The sequence below is a fragment of the Paenibacillus sp. RS8 genome, from assembly GCF_041956825.1.
In the GTDB taxonomy this organism is placed as follows: Bacteria; Bacillota; Bacilli; order Paenibacillales; family Paenibacillaceae; genus Paenibacillus_AQ.
This window is the reverse complement of sequence record NZ_CP168131.1, coordinates 4,407,138-4,425,829: the sequence shown is the minus strand read 5'-3', so window position 1 is coordinate 4,425,829 and position 18,692 is coordinate 4,407,138. Positions and strand designations below refer to the sequence as shown.

16 protein-coding genes and 1 pseudogene are annotated in these 18,692 nt (G+C 44.1%); 7 read left to right on the top strand and 10 right to left on the bottom strand.

Annotation, left to right across the window (positions count from 1 at the left end):
• The first annotated feature begins 93 nt into the window (after window positions 1-93).
• Complete coding sequence (locus tag ACDZ28_RS20875; RefSeq protein WP_375102671.1) at window positions 94-2,529, top strand: GH36-type glycosyl hydrolase domain-containing protein; 2,436 nt, start codon at window positions 94-96, stop codon at window positions 2,527-2,529.
• An 89-nt stretch (window positions 2,530-2,618) separates the two neighbouring features.
• On the opposite strand, the gene ACDZ28_RS20870 is transcribed toward ACDZ28_RS20875, so the two are convergent.
• Together ACDZ28_RS20870 and ACDZ28_RS20865 are read right to left on the bottom strand one after the other, a co-directional pair.
• Window positions 2,619-2,927, bottom strand: a complete 309-nt coding sequence (locus ACDZ28_RS20870) for a hypothetical protein (protein WP_076117731.1) — start codon at window positions 2,925-2,927, stop codon at window positions 2,619-2,621.
• A gap of 313 nt (window positions 2,928-3,240) precedes the next feature.
• Complete coding sequence (locus ACDZ28_RS20865; RefSeq protein ID WP_375102670.1) at window positions 3,241-5,205, bottom strand: glycoside hydrolase family 127 protein; 1,965 nt, start codon at window positions 5,203-5,205, stop codon at window positions 3,241-3,243.
• A 167-nt stretch (window positions 5,206-5,372) separates the two neighbouring features.
• Between ACDZ28_RS20865 and ACDZ28_RS20860 the strand changes: the two genes are divergently transcribed.
• The 3 genes from ACDZ28_RS20860 (at window position 5,373) to ACDZ28_RS20850 (ending at window position 8,434) form a co-directional block, all read left to right on the top strand.
• Window positions 5,373-6,239: a helix-turn-helix transcriptional regulator gene (locus tag ACDZ28_RS20860; RefSeq protein WP_375102669.1), complete on the top strand. Its 867-nt coding sequence runs from the start codon at window positions 5,373-5,375 to the stop codon at window positions 6,237-6,239.
• 255 nt (window positions 6,240-6,494) lie between these two features.
• The gene (locus ACDZ28_RS20855; protein ID WP_375102668.1) at window positions 6,495-7,076 is read left to right on the top strand and encodes a YitT family protein; all 582 of its coding nucleotides are present in this window, start codon (window positions 6,495-6,497) and stop codon (window positions 7,074-7,076) included.
• A gap of 95 nt (window positions 7,077-7,171) precedes the next feature.
• The gene (locus ACDZ28_RS20850) at window positions 7,172-8,434 is read left to right on the top strand and encodes a DNA polymerase IV (RefSeq protein WP_042126734.1); all 1,263 of its coding nucleotides are present in this window, start codon (window positions 7,172-7,174) and stop codon (window positions 8,432-8,434) included.
• Window positions 8,435-8,536: 102 nt separating this feature from the next.
• Here ACDZ28_RS20850 and ACDZ28_RS20845 read toward each other — a convergent pair.
• A pseudogene (locus ACDZ28_RS20845) lies at window positions 8,537-8,956 on the bottom strand (ArsB/NhaD family transporter); the annotation flags it as partial.
• 251 nt (window positions 8,957-9,207) lie between these two features.
• Here ACDZ28_RS20845 and ACDZ28_RS20840 point away from each other — a divergent pair.
• Both ACDZ28_RS20840 and ACDZ28_RS20835 read left to right on the top strand, forming a co-directional pair.
• Window positions 9,208-9,966 (top strand): threonine/serine exporter family protein, encoded by a 759-nt coding sequence (locus ACDZ28_RS20840; protein WP_076117735.1) that lies wholly within the window; start codon window positions 9,208-9,210, stop codon window positions 9,964-9,966.
• A 27-nt stretch (window positions 9,967-9,993) separates the two neighbouring features.
• Window positions 9,994-10,419 carry a threonine/serine exporter family protein gene (locus tag ACDZ28_RS20835; protein ID WP_042126727.1) on the top strand — a complete coding sequence of 142 codons (426 nt, stop codon included), beginning with the start codon at window positions 9,994-9,996 and terminating at the stop codon, window positions 10,417-10,419.
• Window positions 10,420-10,546: 127 nt separating this feature from the next.
• Here ACDZ28_RS20835 and ACDZ28_RS20830 read toward each other — a convergent pair whose 3' ends face one another.
• The 4 genes from ACDZ28_RS20830 to ACDZ28_RS20815 all read right to left on the bottom strand — a co-directional run bounded on the left by ACDZ28_RS20830 (window position 10,547) and on the right by ACDZ28_RS20815 (window position 14,972).
• Window positions 10,547-11,443 carry a DegV family protein gene (locus ACDZ28_RS20830; protein WP_375102667.1) on the bottom strand — a complete coding sequence of 299 codons (897 nt, stop codon included), beginning with the start codon at window positions 11,441-11,443 and terminating at the stop codon, window positions 10,547-10,549.
• Window positions 11,444-11,959: 516 nt separating this feature from the next.
• Complete coding sequence (locus ACDZ28_RS20825) at window positions 11,960-12,424, bottom strand: DIP1984 family protein (RefSeq protein WP_042126725.1); 465 nt, start codon at window positions 12,422-12,424, stop codon at window positions 11,960-11,962.
• Window positions 12,421-12,951 carry a GNAT family N-acetyltransferase gene (locus tag ACDZ28_RS20820; RefSeq protein ID WP_375102666.1) on the bottom strand — a complete coding sequence of 177 codons (531 nt, stop codon included), beginning with the start codon at window positions 12,949-12,951 and terminating at the stop codon, window positions 12,421-12,423. Before ACDZ28_RS20820 ends, ACDZ28_RS20825 begins: the two co-directional genes overlap by 4 nt.
• Before the next feature lie 2 nt (window positions 12,952-12,953).
• Window positions 12,954-14,972 (bottom strand): Na+/H+ antiporter, encoded by a 2,019-nt coding sequence (locus ACDZ28_RS20815; RefSeq protein WP_375102665.1) that lies wholly within the window; start codon window positions 14,970-14,972, stop codon window positions 12,954-12,956.
• A 252-nt stretch (window positions 14,973-15,224) separates the two neighbouring features.
• Here ACDZ28_RS20815 and ACDZ28_RS20810 point away from each other — a divergent pair, with 252 nt between their 5' ends.
• Entirely contained in the window at window positions 15,225-15,980 is a 756-nt protein-coding gene (locus tag ACDZ28_RS20810) for an MBL fold metallo-hydrolase (protein WP_042126722.1), read from the top strand.
• 73 nt (window positions 15,981-16,053) lie between these two features.
• On the opposite strand, the gene ACDZ28_RS20805 is transcribed toward ACDZ28_RS20810, so the two are convergent.
• The 3 genes from ACDZ28_RS20805 to ACDZ28_RS20795 all read right to left on the bottom strand — a co-directional run bounded on the left by ACDZ28_RS20805 (window position 16,054) and on the right by ACDZ28_RS20795 (window position 18,589).
• On the bottom strand, window positions 16,054-16,689 hold the full coding sequence (locus ACDZ28_RS20805) for an NAD(P)-dependent oxidoreductase (RefSeq protein ID WP_375102664.1): 636 nt from the start codon (window positions 16,687-16,689) through the stop codon (window positions 16,054-16,056).
• A 22-nt stretch (window positions 16,690-16,711) separates the two neighbouring features.
• Window positions 16,712-17,608 (bottom strand): beta-1,6-N-acetylglucosaminyltransferase, encoded by an 897-nt coding sequence (locus tag ACDZ28_RS20800; RefSeq protein ID WP_375102663.1) that lies wholly within the window; start codon window positions 17,606-17,608, stop codon window positions 16,712-16,714.
• A 105-nt stretch (window positions 17,609-17,713) separates the two neighbouring features.
• Window positions 17,714-18,589, bottom strand: coding sequence for a VOC family protein (locus ACDZ28_RS20795; protein WP_375102662.1), 876 nt, complete (start codon window positions 18,587-18,589; stop codon window positions 17,714-17,716).
• Window positions 18,590-18,692 lie beyond the last annotated feature (103 nt).

The window sequence follows — 18,692 nt, the reverse complement described above, 5'->3', positions numbered from 1 at the left end:
GCTTGAAAACCATTGAGAAAACTCCCTTCCCTCGAGGGAATTTTTTCTGAAACTTATAAACGCGCGTTCACAATCGAAAGGAGACTTTCTCACATGAAATTCGGTACCTTTGACGACACTCGTAAAGAGTATGTAATTAACACACCTAAAACACCTTACCCTTGGATTAACTACCTTGGTAATGAGCAATTTTTCGGACTTATTTCTAATACAGCTGGTGGTTACACCTTCTATAGAGACGCTCGTCTCAGAAGATTGACCCGTTACCGTTATAACAATATCCCATTGGATACTGGCGGCCGCTACTACTATCTTTATGACGATGGTGATTTCTGGACCCCAGGCTGGATGCCGGTAAAACGTGATCTAGACTTCTACGAATGCCGTCACGGTCTTGGCTACACTTCCATTACTGGCGAACGCAATGGCATCTCTGTGAACCAGCTTGCTTTTGTACCTATGGGTCATAATGCTGAAGTACACCGTCTTGTAGTGAAGAACACTGGCTCCGCTAAAAAATCCGTGAAACTGTTCTCTTTTGCAGAGTTCTGTCTCTGGAATGCACAAGATGATATGACCAACTTCCAACGCAATCTCAGCACCGGTGAAGTTGAAGTGAAGGATTCCGTTATCTATCACAAAACCGAATACCGTGAGCGCAGAAATCACTATGCTTTCTACTCCGTAAATAAAGAAATCGCTGGTTTCGATACTGACCGTGAAGCCTTCGTAGGCATGTACAACGGTCTGGAAAGCCCGCAAGCTGTAGCTGCAGGTGAACCTACTAACTCCGTAGCTAGCGGCTGGTCCCCTATCGGATCACACGCACTGAACATTACACTTGAACCAGGCGAAGAACAAAGCTTCATCTTTGTACTCGGCTACATCGAGAACCCTGAAGAAGATAAATGGGAATCCCTGAACGTAATCAACAAAAAACCAGCAGAAGCGATGATCGCACAATTTGCTACAGACGCTCAAGTAGATGCTGCACTTGCCGCACTTGCTGCTCACTGGGATAACCTGCTGTCTAAGTATCAAATCCAAAGCGGCGACGAGAAACTGGATCGCATGGTTAACATCTGGAATCCATATCAATGTATGGTTACCTTCAATATGTCCCGTTCCGCTTCTTACTTTGAATCCGGTATTGGCCGTGGTATGGGCTTCCGTGATTCCAACCAAGACTTGCTCGGATTTGTGCACCAAATCCCTGAACGTGCTAAAGAACGTATTCTCGATATCGCGGCTACACAATTTGAAGATGGCAGTGCGTATCACCAGTACCAACCGCTCACCAAAAAAGGTAACAACGAAGTCGGCACCGGCTTTAACGATGATCCGCTTTGGTTGATCCTAGGAACGGCTGCTTACATTAAAGAAACTGGCGACACTTCGATTCTCGATGAGCAGGTTCCTTTTGACAGCAACCCGGATAACACGGCTACTCTGTTCGAGCACTTGAAACGCTCTTTCGAGCATGTAACTAACAATCTCGGACCTCACGGCTTGCCGCTGATCGGACGTGCGGACTGGAATGACTGCTTGAACCTGAATTGCTTCTCTACAGAGCCAGGTGAATCTTTCCAAACCACTGCCAACATCGAAGGTCGCGTAGCGGAATCCGTATTTATCGCAGGTCTGTTCGTCTTCGTTGGACCGGACTATGCTGAAATCTGCCGGATGCGTGGACTTGACGATGTAGCTGTGGATGCCGAAGCTAAAATTGACAACATGCGTGAAATCACACTGACTCACGGCTTCGATGGCGACTGGTTCCTACGCGCTTATGACCACTATGGCGACAAGATCGGTTCCAAAGAAAACGAAGAAGGTAAAATCTTCATCGAGCCACAAGGAATCTGTGTTATGGCTGGTATCGGTGTAGAAGATGGTCAAGCTGAAAAAGCCCTGTCTTCCGTTCAAGAACATTTGGACACTAAATACGGTATTGTATTGCAACAACCACCATATTCCAAGTACTATCTGAACCTGGGTGAAATTTCTACGTACCCTCCGGGCTACAAAGAAAATGCCGGTATTTTCTGCCACAACAACCCTTGGATCATGATCGCTGAAACGGTACTTGGACATGGCGACAGAGCGTTTGAAATTTACGCTAAAATTGCTCCGGCTTATTTGGAGGATATCAGCGAAATTCACCGCACAGAGCCTTATGTCTACTCCCAAATGATCGCAGGTAAAGATGCCGTTCGTCACGGGGAAGCTAAAAACTCCTGGTTGACTGGTACTGCTGCTTGGAACTATGTAGCGATTACACAATCTATCCTTGGTATTCAAGCCGATTTCAATGGTCTGAAGATCGATCCTTGTATTCCTACAGAGTGGGACAGCTTTGAAATCACACGTGTCTTCCGTGGAGATACTTATGTGATTCAAATCAAGAACCCGAACCATGTATCTAAAGGTGTAGCTAGTCTTACTTTGGATGGTGTAGCTGTAGAAGGTAACATCATCGCTCCTGTTGGAGACGGTGCTGTACACCAAGTAGTTGTAGAACTGGGTTAAAAAAAATCCGCTCAACCGTTCGCTTGAACGATTGGGCGGATCTATAAATAACACTAGATGACCCCTGAACCCTTCAGGGGTCATTTTTTTTACCCTTCCATAATATCTGCTCTTAAATCACTCGCAACCTCAAGCATTCTCGGGATCACAGCTTCATTGCTGCCAGAAACGTAAATATCGCCTTCATAATACCTAAACGGGATTGTAGCATCGCCAAAGCTCCACATAAAGAATTCTCCCTCAATCGACATCGTAGTGGCGCCTACTACTGTATAAACTGATGTATAGGTGAAATCAGGTTTGGACGCGAAATATTGCTTACACTCTTCTAAAGATATGATTTGTACTGAATCTCCATCATTCTGCATAGCTCTTGTAATTCGATAACGTTTGCTCATTGTGATGCCTCCAATATTTTCTGTAAAATAATCAGCTACCTTATCCCGTTCAATCAAATATAGCATACAATAAAGCGCAAATCCCAGCTATCCTAAATACAGATTCCTCTGATTTGGTGAACAGCGTGGATGGAATGCTGTTAGGAGTATTAAGGCGTATGAATCCGAGCGTAAGAATAGATCAAAATGGCTGGACATAGGGGCGACGAGCATCACCGTACATCTTAATCAAAAAAAGGGACAGGCTGAATAATCCAGCTGCCCCGATTGCTAAACAGTAACCATTCCCCGAAGTCTATGTCTATCCTATACCTTAAACGCTGGCTTCAGGAATCCACACCTTCATTTCACCACTGCCACGATTCCCCCATAAGTAATATGGAACAGCCTTAACCTTAACCGGTTGAAGGGGTGCTTTCTCTCTGCTGTAAAGTCCTCCACTCCAGCCCTCTTGATCAATACGCAGTCCGTCTGCCTCGACAACAACCGCGCCGCCAAGCAAAGTCTCATTGAACGCCGCCGTAAGTTCACCGTCTTCTTTTAAAGAAATAGAGCTTAAAGGCTCACCATTATCGATACTTTCAAGACAATACACAAACGGCCCGCGTTGAATTGTTACCTTTTGAGCATCGGCACGCAAATTTGGATGAGCGTAGACGCGATGTGCCTCCATTGGGTCATGCATTTCGATGACATCTCCGGCTCTCCACTCTCTCCGAATAACGAGGTACCCCTGTTCAATGTTCTCAGCTGTATTCAAGGCTTCACCATTGACTCTGATCTCCATCCCTTGACTCCACGACGGAATCCGCAATGCAATGCCAAACTCCGCTTCCACGGCCGGATTAATCTTCATGGAGACTGTACCTTTCCATGGATAGTTACTCTCTTGCTGAATTGTAACCTCCGCTCCACCCAGCTTAGTTGTCAGCTCACTGCCAATATACAAATTCGTGTAGAGCGTATCCCCATGAACCGTGTAAATGTATTGATTGAGCGAAGTCAGCAGACGCGCCACATTCGGAGGACAGCAGGCACAGCCAAACCAACCTTGACGCTCAGACTTCACATGATGTTTATCCGGGTTGCAGCTGCATGCCTGTGGCCATACTTCCAGTGGATTCACATAAAAATAGTGCTTGCCATCCTGTGCCATCGAGCCCAGCACATTGTTATAAAGTGCCCGCTCCATAACATCGGCATAACGTGCGTCCGGCGATATTCTCAGCATACGCTGTGCAAAAAAGATCAATCCAATAGAGGCACAGGTCTCTGCGTACACCGAATCGTTAGGCAAATCATAGTCGAAGGTGAACGCCTCACCTCGATGCGTAGAACCGATCCCGCCAGTAATATACATTTGCTTGTTAGTTATGTTATTCCACAGTCTCTCGCATGCCTCACGAAGTGTAGCATCTCCTGTAATAGCAGCTAGATCTGCCATAGCAGTATACATATAAACCGCACGTACAGCATGCCCTACAGCCACTTCCTGCTCTCTTACCGGAAGATGGCTCTGGTAATATTTTAAATCTAATTTCTCCTTCTGACCCGTGAAAAAATTGATACTCCCCAGATTATCCCATTGTTCCTTTAAAAAGTTTGGTTGTTGTCCTCGCTCATTAATAAAAAAGCTGCTGAGCTTCAAATATCGTTCCTCACCTGTAAGCCGGTATAACTTAACGAGTGCGAGTTCAATCTCCTGATGTCCATCATAGCCCCGCATTTTACCTTCTTCCGGGCCAAACACAGAATCGATATGATCAACCATTCGGCACATGATGTCGAGCAGTTTTCTTTTTCCGGTAGCTTCATAGTAAGAAACAGCGGCCTCAATGAAATGTCCCGCGCAGTACAACTCGTGACAATCGTTCAGATTGGTCCAGCGTTTACCCGGTTCTTTGATCGTAAAATAAGTATTTAAGTATCCATCCTCCTGCTGTGCTTCGCCAACGAGGTCAATCACTTCATCCGCTTGACGCTCCAGATCGGAATCACGTTTGATGCTTAAAGAATAACCTACGGCTTCCAGCCACTTGGCCACATCACTGTCTTGAAATACCCAGCCGTAAAACTCCCCAGTCTTCCGGCCCGCAGCAATCTCAAAGTTAGCAATGGCATGACTGGGCTCAGCCCCCGATGCTCTATCGTGCAAGGCCTCATATTGATACGGAATTACAACATCCTGAACCAGCCGAATATACCCGCCCCAGAAATCATCCTTAATGTTAACCATTTGATCTTTTACAACTTGCTGATCTTGTATAATTTTGTTCATTCTCATCTTCCCCTCATCTTATTTCATACTCGCTAATTACAATTATAGAGGGTAGAATAGATAAAAAATACGATCAGAAGCAACCCCTTTTTTGTACTATTTCACACTTCACTTTCGAAGTTTGATTTAAGTTTGAACGAATATAGAAAGGAGCGATAAATTACACAGTGGGCCCTTCATTTATACATTTCGCTGCCCCGCCATTTCCTTATTTTCTAGAATGCAATCACACCGTTTATCAACCCGGAGATCAGCATCCGAATAGAAGCCATATTGGGGTATTTGATCTGCTTATTATAGAACAGGGCTGTCTATTTATCGGCGAAGAGCGTAATCAATGGGAGGTTTCGGCTGGCCATACACTGCTACTGCTGCCCGATCGCTATCATTATTCCGTTAAGCCGTGCGAAGAGATCACTTCATTCATATGGATTCATTTTCATACCCTTGCAGATTGGTCTAGCTCTGAGGGTGAACCCGTGTATATTAACCGTGAAACACATTTTCGGCAGTTTCTTACTCATCCATATACCATTCGCGTGCCACAGTTTGGTCCCCTTCCTGACCCCTTTGAACGGAGCGGACAAGCCCAGATGCTATTGCAGCTGTCTACGGGTCGGCGTTCCAGCGCAGTTTGGCAGCAGCAACGTATATTTGAAGAAATGCTGCGGATGATGGATCTAGCACAGCATGATACTTCAGAAAGTCATGCGGTGGAAATCGCCGAGCAGACGGAGACTTATATCCGCAATCATTATGCGGAGCCTCTTTCCAATACCTCACTGGCGGATGCGCTGCATTTTCACTATAACTACCTTGCTCGCTGCATGAAACGAGTATACGGACTGACTCCAATGGAGTATTTAACAGACTATCGTTTGGAACAAGCCAAGCTGCTGCTGCTCAAGACAGAGATATCTATAGCCGGAATCGCAGAACGTACCGGCTTCGAGAGCACCGCCTACTTCTCGCGTCGGTTTGCTCAGCAGATCGGAATCTCTCCGCTTCGCTTCCGCAAGCGTTACTCCCGTTAAGCGGACTACTTGGTCTTGTGAACTTGGTAGCTTCTACTTGATCTCGTGTACTGGTATCTATTGTACGTTTCGGACTCTATTGCATTACTCACTTTTACTTGGTATCTATTGAGCATTAGGTGCCCTATCCCTCACACACTATGTAACATAAGACTTTCTAAGCCTGATTTCTAATCAGGTTTTTTTGTTCAACTGCAATTTTTTGGAAGTGACAAGCATATTTATAGACATGCCTTTAATGTGGAGATGTTAAATATGCAGCCATTAAGATACCTAATCATTCTTTTAGGAAGCTTACTCATTGCTACGGGAACTAATTTTTTTCTCGTCCCATATAAAATCCTGGATGGGGGAATAATAGGGATAGCCCTCATTATCAATTATTTATCCGACGCTAAAATTGGCGTAGCTATAATTCTCTGCAGCTTCCCTATCTTCCTGCTCGCTTGGTTAAAGGAACGCGATATCTTTTACAACAGTGTACTCGGTCTATTGACCTCATCATTTCTAATCGAACTTCTTGGTCCTTTTCAATATTACTTTCTGTATTATTTTGAGTTTGGTTCCGTTTCTAGCGCCATTATTGGCGGTTTTTTGATGGGAACGGGGCTTGGGATCATGCTGCGGTTTAAAGCAAGTACGGGTGGAACCGATCTGCTTGCTCAATTTATTAAAAAGTATGTACCGCTCAACCTTGGAGTTATCATCTTCTTAACTGACTTTATGATTATCGGCGCTGGGGGACTCCTGATTTCTAAAGAAACCTTCTTCCACTCCATCCTCACGATTGTCTCTGGAGGGGTGGCTACAGGTCTGTGCACACTCGAAACAAAATAATGGAAATAAATATGAATATACACGATCATATGTTCGTATTATAATAAGAAGAAAAAATCTAATGTATCTCTACCTCACCTGGAGCGTGTGAACCTATGAATAAAGAGCGTGTCATTATGCTATCCGATTGCCAAAGCTTCTATGCCTCCGTGGAGAAAGCCTCTAATCCGCAGTACAGCAACAAGCCACTTATCGTCGCTGGAGACCCCGCTCGACGGAGCGGTATTGTACTTGCTGCCTGTCCTATAGCCAAATCTTTTGGCATTACTACTGCCGAGACGTTGAAAGAAGCGCTGGCGAAATGCCCCGAGGTCATCGTGGTCAGACCGCATATGCAGCAATATATCGACGTCTCCTCTCAAATCACAGACATTCTGCGCAAATTTAGTGACCAGGTAGAACCCTATTCTATCGATGAGCAGTTTATAGATGTCAGCGGTAGCCTCAGTTTATTTGGCAGCCCAAGCGAGATTGCCACCGCCATTCAAGATCTAATTCTCAGAAATACAGGCGTACGTGCGCGCATTGGCATTGGATACTCCAAGGTTACCGCCAAAATGGCCTGCGACCTGTGGGCCAAGAAGAACAAAGCGGGTATATTCACCCTCACTAAAGAACAACTTCCCGATGTACTCTGGCCCCTCCCCATTAGCGAGCTATTCATGGTAGGCCGCCGCATGTCTGTTCACTTCCAGAGTATGGGTATCACAACGATTGGCCATTTGGCACAGATGCCGTTAAGCGAGCTAAAATGGCGCATGCGGGAGAAATTCCACAAAAAATGTGATATCGATGCCGAGCTATATTGGCGGATAGCCAATGGAATCGATGACAGCCCCGTGAGCCCCAGCACCTATGAAGTCGCACCCAAAAGTGTTGGGCACCAAATGACGCTGCCACGGGATTACTATAAGCTGCAAGATATCAAGACCATCATCCTAGAGCTGTCTGAGCTTGTATGTAGACGTTGCCGCAAATTGAAAGTACATGGTGCAGTCGTGTCTGTCGGCTGCCAAGGTGCCAGCTTTGATGACCCAACAGGCTTCTCAAGACAGACTACAATGAGTGACCCTACGAATGCCACCCTGTTAGTATATGAGGCTGCTCTTTCGCTCTTTAAGCTACACTGGGACGGCCAGCCTGTACGCAGAATTCACTTAAGCTTGTCCAATCTATCTGACGAAAGCCAGTACCAGCTAACGCTATTTGAGTCTCGCCCTCGCTATCGTGAACTCGAGCGGGCCACCGATGCTCTCAAAAATAAATACGGGGAGACGATCATTGGACGGGCAGCTTCTTTCACAGACGCCGGGCAGCTTAAGGACAGGTCTGGAAAGATCGGCGGACACTATAAATGAGCGAAAATTTCTTAAAAAAGTCCCTTGGCATATTTTGATCTTTGCGTTTTCCATGTCGTTCAAGACCTCTCTATAGCGATTGAAGTTCTTCCACCTTCTGAACTTTTGATGAGGTTTTAGATGAAGATTTCTTAGGAGCAATATTAAGATTGGAGTCGTGATCAAGATACTTCCGTCATTATTGAATAAAAGAGTCATCAAAAAGCATAATAATTGAATATATCAATATAAACGATGTCCCGATCTTTTTGACAAAATCACAAGTCGTGCAGCCGCCCAGTTAAAAAAGCCGAAACTTTCTAGTATTACCGCCATGACGATGGTGGCCATAATAGTGATAGACGCCCCACCTATTTTCCCGATAATATCAGCAATATCACTACCAGACACAATTCCCGTTAACAATAAAATCCCAGCCCCGATTGATGCTGGCCATGCTTCATTAATGCCTCCCGGTCTCATAAAAATAACTAGCATAGCCATTATGAAGACAAAGGTTGTTATTCCAATGCCGAAAGTCATGATCACTCCTCCTTTATACCTGCAAAAATATAAGACAAGCCCAACCTGTCCTATTCACTATATTTTATGCATGTACAATTGGTAGGAACTGGATGTAATGCCAACTCTTCTAAATTGTATCTTTTTCGAGCATTTTAAGTATGAGATTTATTCATGGTAATACTATTTTAGGCTTGATATTTTCAATCAATAAGGCGACAATCGGATATGTGGAATTATAGATATAACATTCCAGGGGAGGATCGGAGAAGTTGGATAGTACGAGTAACACTACCTATTATGAAATCGTTGATCTCTGTCTTCTTGCTGGCAAGATCATGCTGCAGAATGGTGCAGAAACATCCAGAGTTGAAGATACGATGACGCGAATGGCTGGATCTCTCGGGTTCCCGGGAGCACACAGTTATGTGACGCCAACCGTAATTATGTTCACCACAAATAGAATAGAGCCTGTTAAGTTATACAGGATTGCGGAACGAACAACAGATCTGCAGAAGGTATCGGAGGTCAATGATATTTCTCGGCGTTTAAGCGAACGTCAGATTACAGCTGAGGAAGCCCGTGCAAGATTAGGAGAAGTCGATGAAGCCTCACCTGTCTATCCCGTATGGCTGCAGATCTTAGCAGCCGCCCTTACAGGTGCTTGCTTCACCGTTATGTTTAAAGGCAGTTTGTGGGATGCTCTCCCCGCCTTGCCGATTTCCGGACTAGGCTTCGCTGCGGTCATTTATCTGCATCGTTTAGTGCAGACTAAATTCTTCGCAGAGTTTTCTGCTTCCTTCCTGATCGGACTTCTAGCCTTCTGTTCTGTAAAGCTGGGAATTGGTCAAGAGATGGACAAAATCATTATCGGCTCCGTTATGCCTCTAGTACCCGGACTACTCATTACTAATGCCGTTCGTGATCTGATGGCCGGTCATCTTGTCTCAGGCATATCCAAGGGTGCCGATGCCTTTCTAACTGCATTTGCGATCGGTACAGGTATCGGGCTTGTACTATCACTATTTTAATATCCATGTGAAAGAGGTTAGCCCTTCATGATTTTGCAACTTATAACCAGTTTTATCGCCGCGGCAACCTTCTGTATTCTATTTAATGCGCCTAAGCGCTCACTACTACAGTGTGGTTTTGCCGGAATGGTGGGCTGGATGGTGTATGTGCTTCTTAATGTAGAGTTCGGACCTGTTGTAGCTACGTTTGCAGCTAGTGTAATAGTGGGCATCGTCAGCCAGTTTTTTGCGCGATCCTTCAAAATGCCGGTTATTATTTTTAGTGTAGGTGGTATTATCCCACTTGTTCCGGGTGGCCTCGCTTACGATGCTATGCGTAAATTTGTGGAAGAGGACTATACTCTGGCTGTAGAAATCGCTGTTCGGGCATTAATGCTCTCTGGAGCCATTGCAGCTGGACTCGTGCTAAGTGATGTAATTGGACAAATGTTCCGGCGCCGTGCAATCAAATAACAACATATTTTCAACAAAAAGAAATCGCCCTTTGGTACAATGGTGGTCACCCATCCATCTCCCAAGGAGCGATTTCTTTGTTCAAATATAAGAAAGTATAAGTTTCACACTATACTTGATTCCATCTCTATACAAGTACTGCTTCCGGAAAGGCTGCGGGTGTAACATCCGGATGAATACTATTGATGCTAGTGTTCTTGATCCAGGACAGCCCTACAGTACCTTCACCCGCATGAACAGCCACAGCAGGAATATATGTCATAATCTCTGTACGTAAGTCGGGGGCCATCGCTTTGATGTCCTCTTCTAACTTAAGTGCCATCTCTAAATTATTAGAATGCATGATGCATACATCACTAACAAGTCCTACATCCTGTTTAAATATATCCAAAAGCGTCTGTTGCGTCTTCTTCATCGTGCGAATCTTCTCCACAACAACGACCTTCCCTTCGTCAAAACGAAGCAGCAGGTTTATGCGCAGCAATTGGCTAAGTACAAATTGTGATCCAGAAACACGTCCACTGCGATGAAGCTGTGTCAAGCTCGCAGGAATTAAGTAAAAGGACATATTCTGAATAATATTTTCAATCTTCGCTTTAATTTCCAGTCCAGAAAGGCCCTTCTTCTGCCAATGTATACCGCGCATGATCATTTCTCTGATCGGATAAGCGCCTACCTTGGCATCAATTCCAATTACATTGGCCTCCGCTATTTCGGCGCCTTGCATCGAAGCATTGTAGGTGCCACTGAGTTCTGACGATAGATGTACAGCGATAATTTCATCGTATTCTTCCTTCAACCGTTCGTATAGCTCGATAAACTCACCGATTGGAGGCTGTGAACTGCCTACCTTTTCATGCTGACGCATTTTCTCATAGAAGTCATCGATTGTAATATCTATATTTTCTTTATAACATTCGTTGTTGATAATAATTCGTAACGGAATAATATACACATGATTGTTCTTGGCGAATTCCGGATCTATTATACTTGTACTGTCGGTTACCCAGGCAATTGATTTCATGGTCACTTGTCACTTCTCTCTTTCATAAAGGGAATAGTAGAATGAATGAGGAGACAAGGGCCACGAATTTCAGACCAGTGAATCACACGCTCATCCTGAATAATCAACTTGAAAATTGAACAGCGGTTAAGTAATCCGCGTATTCGTAAATTATACAGGATAACAAGCGTTAATATAGGCAAAACAGGCCGTTCATGCAAATTTTATTCAATTTATTTCAACATTATTCGACATTATTTCACATTATATATGACAAATATACCTATCCTAAAAGACTCACTTCATGTTATGAAAAAGCTAAACCACAGTAAAATATCCCCGTCCCCGCCCTCACCGTTCTTCCATAAATCAGCGCTTGGTAGTTACATTAATAGGTACACTTTACATTTGTTACAGTACGGGGCTAAATTATCATTTGGTCAGATATGGCCCGGCATCTGTCAATTTTCCAACTTCCCCTGTTGGCGGGTTGCGCTCACCTTTATGAAGACCAGTTACCTTCTGCTGTGGTATATCTTATTGCGGTATAGTTAAGGATACCGTCCAGTTCTTCTCCTGAATCTTAAAATCCAACTCACGGTAAGACTTCGATAGATCGTCCATCTGCTTCTGAATCTGAACGACATCCACCGTTCTCTGAAAACGAACCTCTGAGCGGCTATAACGGTCCTGAGTAATGGAAGCCTGTTCAAGCAAATCGCTAAGTAGCTTCCGCAGCTGTAGCATTTTGTCCCGTTCTGCTAGCGCATCGGCAATACTCCAGTTCTCATTGAAAGCCACAGATGAATTCGTTCGATTAATCGCTCGGATCAAAATCGTCTGTTCATTCACAGCTCTTTCTAACTCCTGTAAAAGAACCTCTGGCTGTTCAGCCGGCTCCTCACCCTCTTGAACTTTAACGACTCGCTCCAGGCGCTGCTTTAGCTGCGCGATTTTACGGGTAAGATCACTCCGATTCACTAACGCTTCCGCGAGTTTCATATCTGAATTCCTCCTAAGATTTTCTGATAGCTGGCGATATCTAATTTTCGACCAAATTTACAGCCAATCTCTTTAAAGTAAGCGCATTGCTCATATCCATTATTCAAAAAAAGCTGGCGACTGCGTTCATTCTCTGCGCATACAGTAGCTACTAATACATGAAAATCCAGCTCGGCAGCCCTCTTTTCAATAAAGCGTAAGGCATGCTGTCCTATTCTATTACCCACACAAGCCGGTTTCAAATACACACTGATCTCCCCAGAGATATCATAAGCCGGTTTGCTCTTATGTCTAGCAATCAGTACATAACCCTGAATGATATTATCCCAGGATAAAATCACGTACGATTTGAATCGCGGATCATCATTCATCACGGATTGACGCATTTCATCCAAACCTAAGGGCTCCGTGTGAAAAGATACCGTGGTGTTAAGCACATAATAGTTATAAATATCAAGAACATCTGCCAGATGTTCTTCACGAATTTCAGTAAATAACAAGCTCTCTCCCATTACTTTGTTTAACACAGCTAATCCTCCCAAATCGATGTCTCCAAATGATCTACGAACTTGCGTAACTTGCCGGCTAGCTTGCGGTTAATGGTTCCATCCTGGTACATTTGCTGCACCTTATCCCGCTGCTCTTGAATGGCTTTCAGCTTCATTTCAAGCTTTTGATCATCCACAAGACCATCCTTAGTCCAGCCTTTCCCCTGCTCTAGACGTGAGATTAGCTGCTCATAACTGCTTGCAATCTTCTCTACTGCTTTTCGGTTATTCTCGTTCTTACTCGCATTAACAGCAGCTATAGCTGCTTGGGCCATAGCAATTTTCGCTTCTCTTGCACATTCAGCCTGTCGCAGCATTTGTTGGCTAGCTTCCCCTTCATTCTGTCCTGAGAACATCCCCGCAAACAGCCGTCTAATCTCGGTAATCGATATTCTAATTTGAGAATTCAGACTCCTAGCTAGAAAGACTTCACTATGATCCAGGAATTCTTCCAGCTTCTGAGCAACTGAGGCGGGAATCTCATTGTTCTCCAGCAATTGGTTCAGCTCTTTGCGCTCGGCTTGCAGACCTACAATCCTTGCTTCAACCCCCAAGCGGCGGAAGTCCTCGAGTGCTGGATCATTTGCTTGGTCCTCACGGTTTAGACTATAAACCTTATCTCTAAATTCACTCAAAGCTGGCAATGCGGATTCCTTGCTCTCTTCTGTCATCATACTTTGCAGCATGGTTATACCGGCAGCAATAACCTTAGATTTGGCCACCTGCTCGGCTCCTGTATCACCTGATTCGGCAACCGGCTCTTCTTTACCTGCTAGAATTGGCAAAAAGATACTGGCGATCAGCAGCGACATTAGAATAACACCTGCAGCGATAAAGATGATTAAATCACGCTCAGGAAATGGCGATCCATCCCCTAGAACAAAAGGAATCGAGAAAGCACCTGCTAAGGTAACCGCTCCACGCACTCCTGAAATGGTGAGGATTAATAGTGACTTAACTGACGATTTTTCTATTTTTCGCAGACGAGATCCTACTAGAGAGAACACATACACCCATAGAAACCGTAGTACAAACAGCAGCACGGTAATGGCTAATACATAACCAACGACCATAAGATTATCCACGGCCGTATCACGGTAGATTACTTCAATAACGTCTGGAATAGATAAACCGAGAATAAGGAAGACCAGACCGTTCAATATATAGAGTAGAACAGACCATGTACTGGCGGATACCAGTTGCAGCTTATACTGCGGAGATACAGCACGGTCCTTCTCCACCGCATGAATAATCCCTCCTGCAACCACTGCTAAAATGCCAGATACCCCTATCTCTTCACTGATCAGATAGATAATAAAAGGGGTTAGGATCTGCAGCAGTACATGCACCGTGATATCCTCCATCCCCAGCCTGCGAATAATTACACTTAGCCGAATCAGAAGAAAAGCCAATAATGCCCCGACAATCAACCCGCCTACAGCTATAACTACAAAGCTAATGGAGGCTTTCGGTAAAGAAAACACACCCGTAACTGCTGCGGCAATGGCGAAATTAAAGGCAACAAGCCCAGAGGCATCATTCATTAATGATTCACCCTCTAGAATGCGATGAATACTCTTCGGAAGATGTACCCTTCCAGCGATTGCGCTGACTGCGACTGCATCTGTCGGCGATAAGATTGCTGCCAGAGCAAATGCAGCCGCTAGTGGAATCGTTGGGATCATCCAGTTAATCGAATAACCAGCAATAAGCACCGTGGCAAAAACCAAACCCAGTGCCAGCATTAATATCGGACCACGTAAGTTCCATAATTCATTTCTTGGTGTTCGTTTCCCATCATTAAACAAAAGCGGAGCAATGAATAACACGAAGAACAGCTCCGGTTCCAGTGTCATATGTATTCCCAAAGGCATTAACACAGCCATTACACCCAGACCAATCTGAATTAACGGTATCGGTACAGAGGGAATGAATCGGTTTATGATATTGGATATTGCGATAAGCCCCAGTAGGACGAGTACAACTAGAAAAGTCTCCAAACCACATCAGCTCCCATTTTTTATTTGATTATTATATCGTAAATTTTTAGTTGAGGGCAAAATCAAGCGTAAGGCGATCCTAAAGATCATTTTCATCTAGAAATTCCACAAAAAATACATCAGATGAATATTGACAAAAATATTTTTATATGTTATAATAATTAATTGCACTATTGAAATCATAATTTATTTTGAGTATTATATGCATTAGCCTAACGGCATCGCTCTTATTACCAATCATGGAGGGATCTTATGCATATTGCTAGTGGAATAGAAATGTTAGAGATTACAGCACAGGTTATGGGTGGCAGTGACACCATTTACCCCACATTGCTCTGGGATCAAAATTCAGCTGTACTCGTCGACACTGGATTTCCGGGCCTGCTCCCCATGTTCAAAGAGGCTCTAAAAGAAGCCCACGTACCTTGGGAACAACTACGTACTGTAATCATCACACATCAAGATTTAGATCATATCGGGAGCTTACCTGCCCTGTTATCAGATGAAAGCCTAAGCCTTACTGTTCTGGCTCATGAAATCGAAAAGCCTTATATTGAAGGAGAGCGGATGCTCCTTAAACACACCCCTGAAGCTTTAGCAGCAGCAGAAGCCATGATCCCCCCTCATGTACCAGAGGAATGGCGCCACGCTTTCCTATCCGTGTTATCCCATCCCCCTAAGGGAAGAGTAGATCAAACCCTAATGGATGGGGAAATGCTGCCTCTTGCCGGGGGAATTACGATTATTCATACACCAGGACATAGCCCCGGGCATCTGAGTCTGTACCATCATAATAGCCGTACGCTGATTGCCGCGGATGCGCTAACGGTTCAAGACGGTGAGCTGCATGGGCCCACTCCTTCGGCAACGCCTGACATGAAGTTAGCCTTATCCTCTCTGGCTAAGTTCTCTGAGTATGAGATTGAGAAGGTCATTTGCTATCATGGCGGGATTTATCGCGGTGATGCAAAGAAACGAATTGCTGAAATTGCTGAAGAAAAAGAATAAGTATATACAAGAAGGCAGAGCCCGGATGGCTCTGCCTTCTTATTCATAGTTGATCCCTACTCGTTATACTCACTTAAGATTCCGAAACAACTGTAAAGCGCTCGCGAATATGCTGTGGTTGTTCAATCTCATCTACAATAGCAATCGCATAATCTTCATAGCTCACATAGCTCTCACCCTTGGAATTCACAAGCAGATTATCTTTACCTTTCACGTAAGACCCCGTTCTTGTCCCTATTGCAAAATTAGCGGATGGGCTAACGAAAGTCCAAGATAGGGAGTCTGTACCTTGCAGAATCTCCAGGTTCTTCCCTTGATTCGTAGCCGTTGGCTTGATAAAGTCAGGGAAATCAGGGGTATCTACCACTTTAAGCGTCTTAGCTTCATCTACATATAGACTTCCCGCACCTCCAACTACAATCAATCTTGTGTTAGGGGCATCCTTCAACGCTTCAATAAGCACATTTCCGGCCTCCACATGCAGATGCTCTTGTCCAAACGGTGCTCCAAAAGCATTTACCACCACATCAAAACCCTTTAAATCTTCAGCGGTAAGTGCAAATACATCCTTTTCGATAACTTTTGCCTTCTTATTTGTAACTTTCGATGCATCCCGTACAATGGCTGTAACTTCATGGCCTCTATCTAGTGCTTCCTGAGTGATTCGGCTTCCAGCTTTTCCACTTGCTCCAACAACTGCGATTTTCATAAGCTTGTCCTCCTGTATGTGTTTACGATATTTTTATTTTAGAATTTATATTAAGGAGATTCTGAACGATGGTTCTATCGATATCCAGATCAAACTTCCTACCCCAAAAGCATTCTGTACCAGCGGTACGAGTGATCCGTTCATAATCTTCTAGCGTTAACGTTCGAGGATAATCCGGTCCTGTTTCCCAGTCTGTATACCTCTTAATTTCACTCCGTACATTGCTCTTAAAAGTACTATTCAAAATAATCGTATGGAAGAAGATTTCATCACCACATAGTGAGTTCTTAAAAAATCTAACATACTCCGGAGTAGTAGAAATGAACTCCATGATGTATTCCATACATTCACCTGTAATGGACATCCAGTTCGAGCCTTTGTATAGTGCTTTTGGGAGAGCGTCCAACCTTCTTTGCAGGAACGGAACACTCATTACTAATTTAATATACCTCATTCTAATAGCTGCCATACGTCTGGTCCTTGAGATCAAGAATCTAGGATAATAAACCGATACCCGCTCATAACATCCCCACGTTTCAGAAACGTTCGGTAATTGGAGATACTTCACAAATTCATCCCCCTGATTCTCCTTAAAGAACTCAAGAATAACTTCATTGGAAGCAAGGGGCATATCCTGACCACTTATAATGTGAATATAACTGAACTTCCCATGTTGTTTGATCAGCGCAAAACACTTCAAAATACATTCAATCTGACTATAATGTCCCCACTGTACATCAATAGGATCTTCCACAAAATGGATATCATCACGATGGGTAATGTCAGCTTCAATATCACTTTTCTGATCGACATGCAGGAAAAACTCGACGGATTCACTAGTTAAACTATCGATTAGCATATTGATCTGTTCAGAATTTTTGTGACAAAGGATCACATACGCCATTTTGAATGATTCCAACAACCTTCACCCTTCCGACCATCTATTTCCAAATATTATAAAATAAATGGACGAGAATGAATAGTTCTTTTTATCCATATAAAGGTTTATTTTCCCAAAGATTAGTTATTTCGTGTGACTCTTCACGATGAGTCTGATCCCAATGTTCCAAGGATCTTTGAATGTAGGGTCCCCGTTCTCTTCCACAACAGTGTAGCCAGCCTGCTGAACACGCTCAACGACAGCCGCACGTTCCTCTTCATTCGGGAAAAGTAAGGTGAAATAATCAATTCCTACTGCATCAGCAGGAGCCGCAGGCGCACCTTGCCCCGCCCAAATATTCAACCCAATATGGTGATGATACCCACCTGCGGAGATAAACATTGCCGCACTGCCATAATTAGCTACTAGATCAAATCCAAGCAAACCAACGTAGAACTCCTTCGCCTTAGTTAAATTACCTACATGAAAGTGCACATGGCCGATTACTGTTCCAGCAGGCAACCCGTTCCATTGTAAACCTTCAGAAGCTGCCAACAATCCATCTACATCTACTGGATCCGTTGTCATCACTACATGACCTTCTGCATCATACTTCCATGTATCCTTAGGACGATCTCGATAAATTTCGATTCCATTGTTGTCTGGATCCTGAATGTACAGCGCTTCACTCACCAAATGATCCCCCTGACCTACTTCAATCCCTGAAGCAATCAAGTTGCGAACAACAAGTCCCAGGCTCGGACGATCCGGAACAAGGATGGCAAAATGATACAGTCCAGCCACAGAGTTCGGGCGAAGCACCCTTGCGTTCTCAATCTCCCGCAGAATCAATAACACATTCTGGCCATCAGCAGTCATTTCTACCTCACGGCCAGATTGCCGCAAGACACTTAGTCCCACAACGTTCTTATAAAAAGTGAGCGAACGCTCTAAATTACTTACCCTAATTTGTACCAGACCAATTGCTACGTCCGGATGAAGTGTTGTTTTAGTTGTCATAATGTTTCCTCCCAATATCCTGTAACTTGTTCAGTTACAAATTAACTATCTTTAGTATAGTTACCTTCTATATGTTTGTCAATTACCAATAAAAAAATCATGC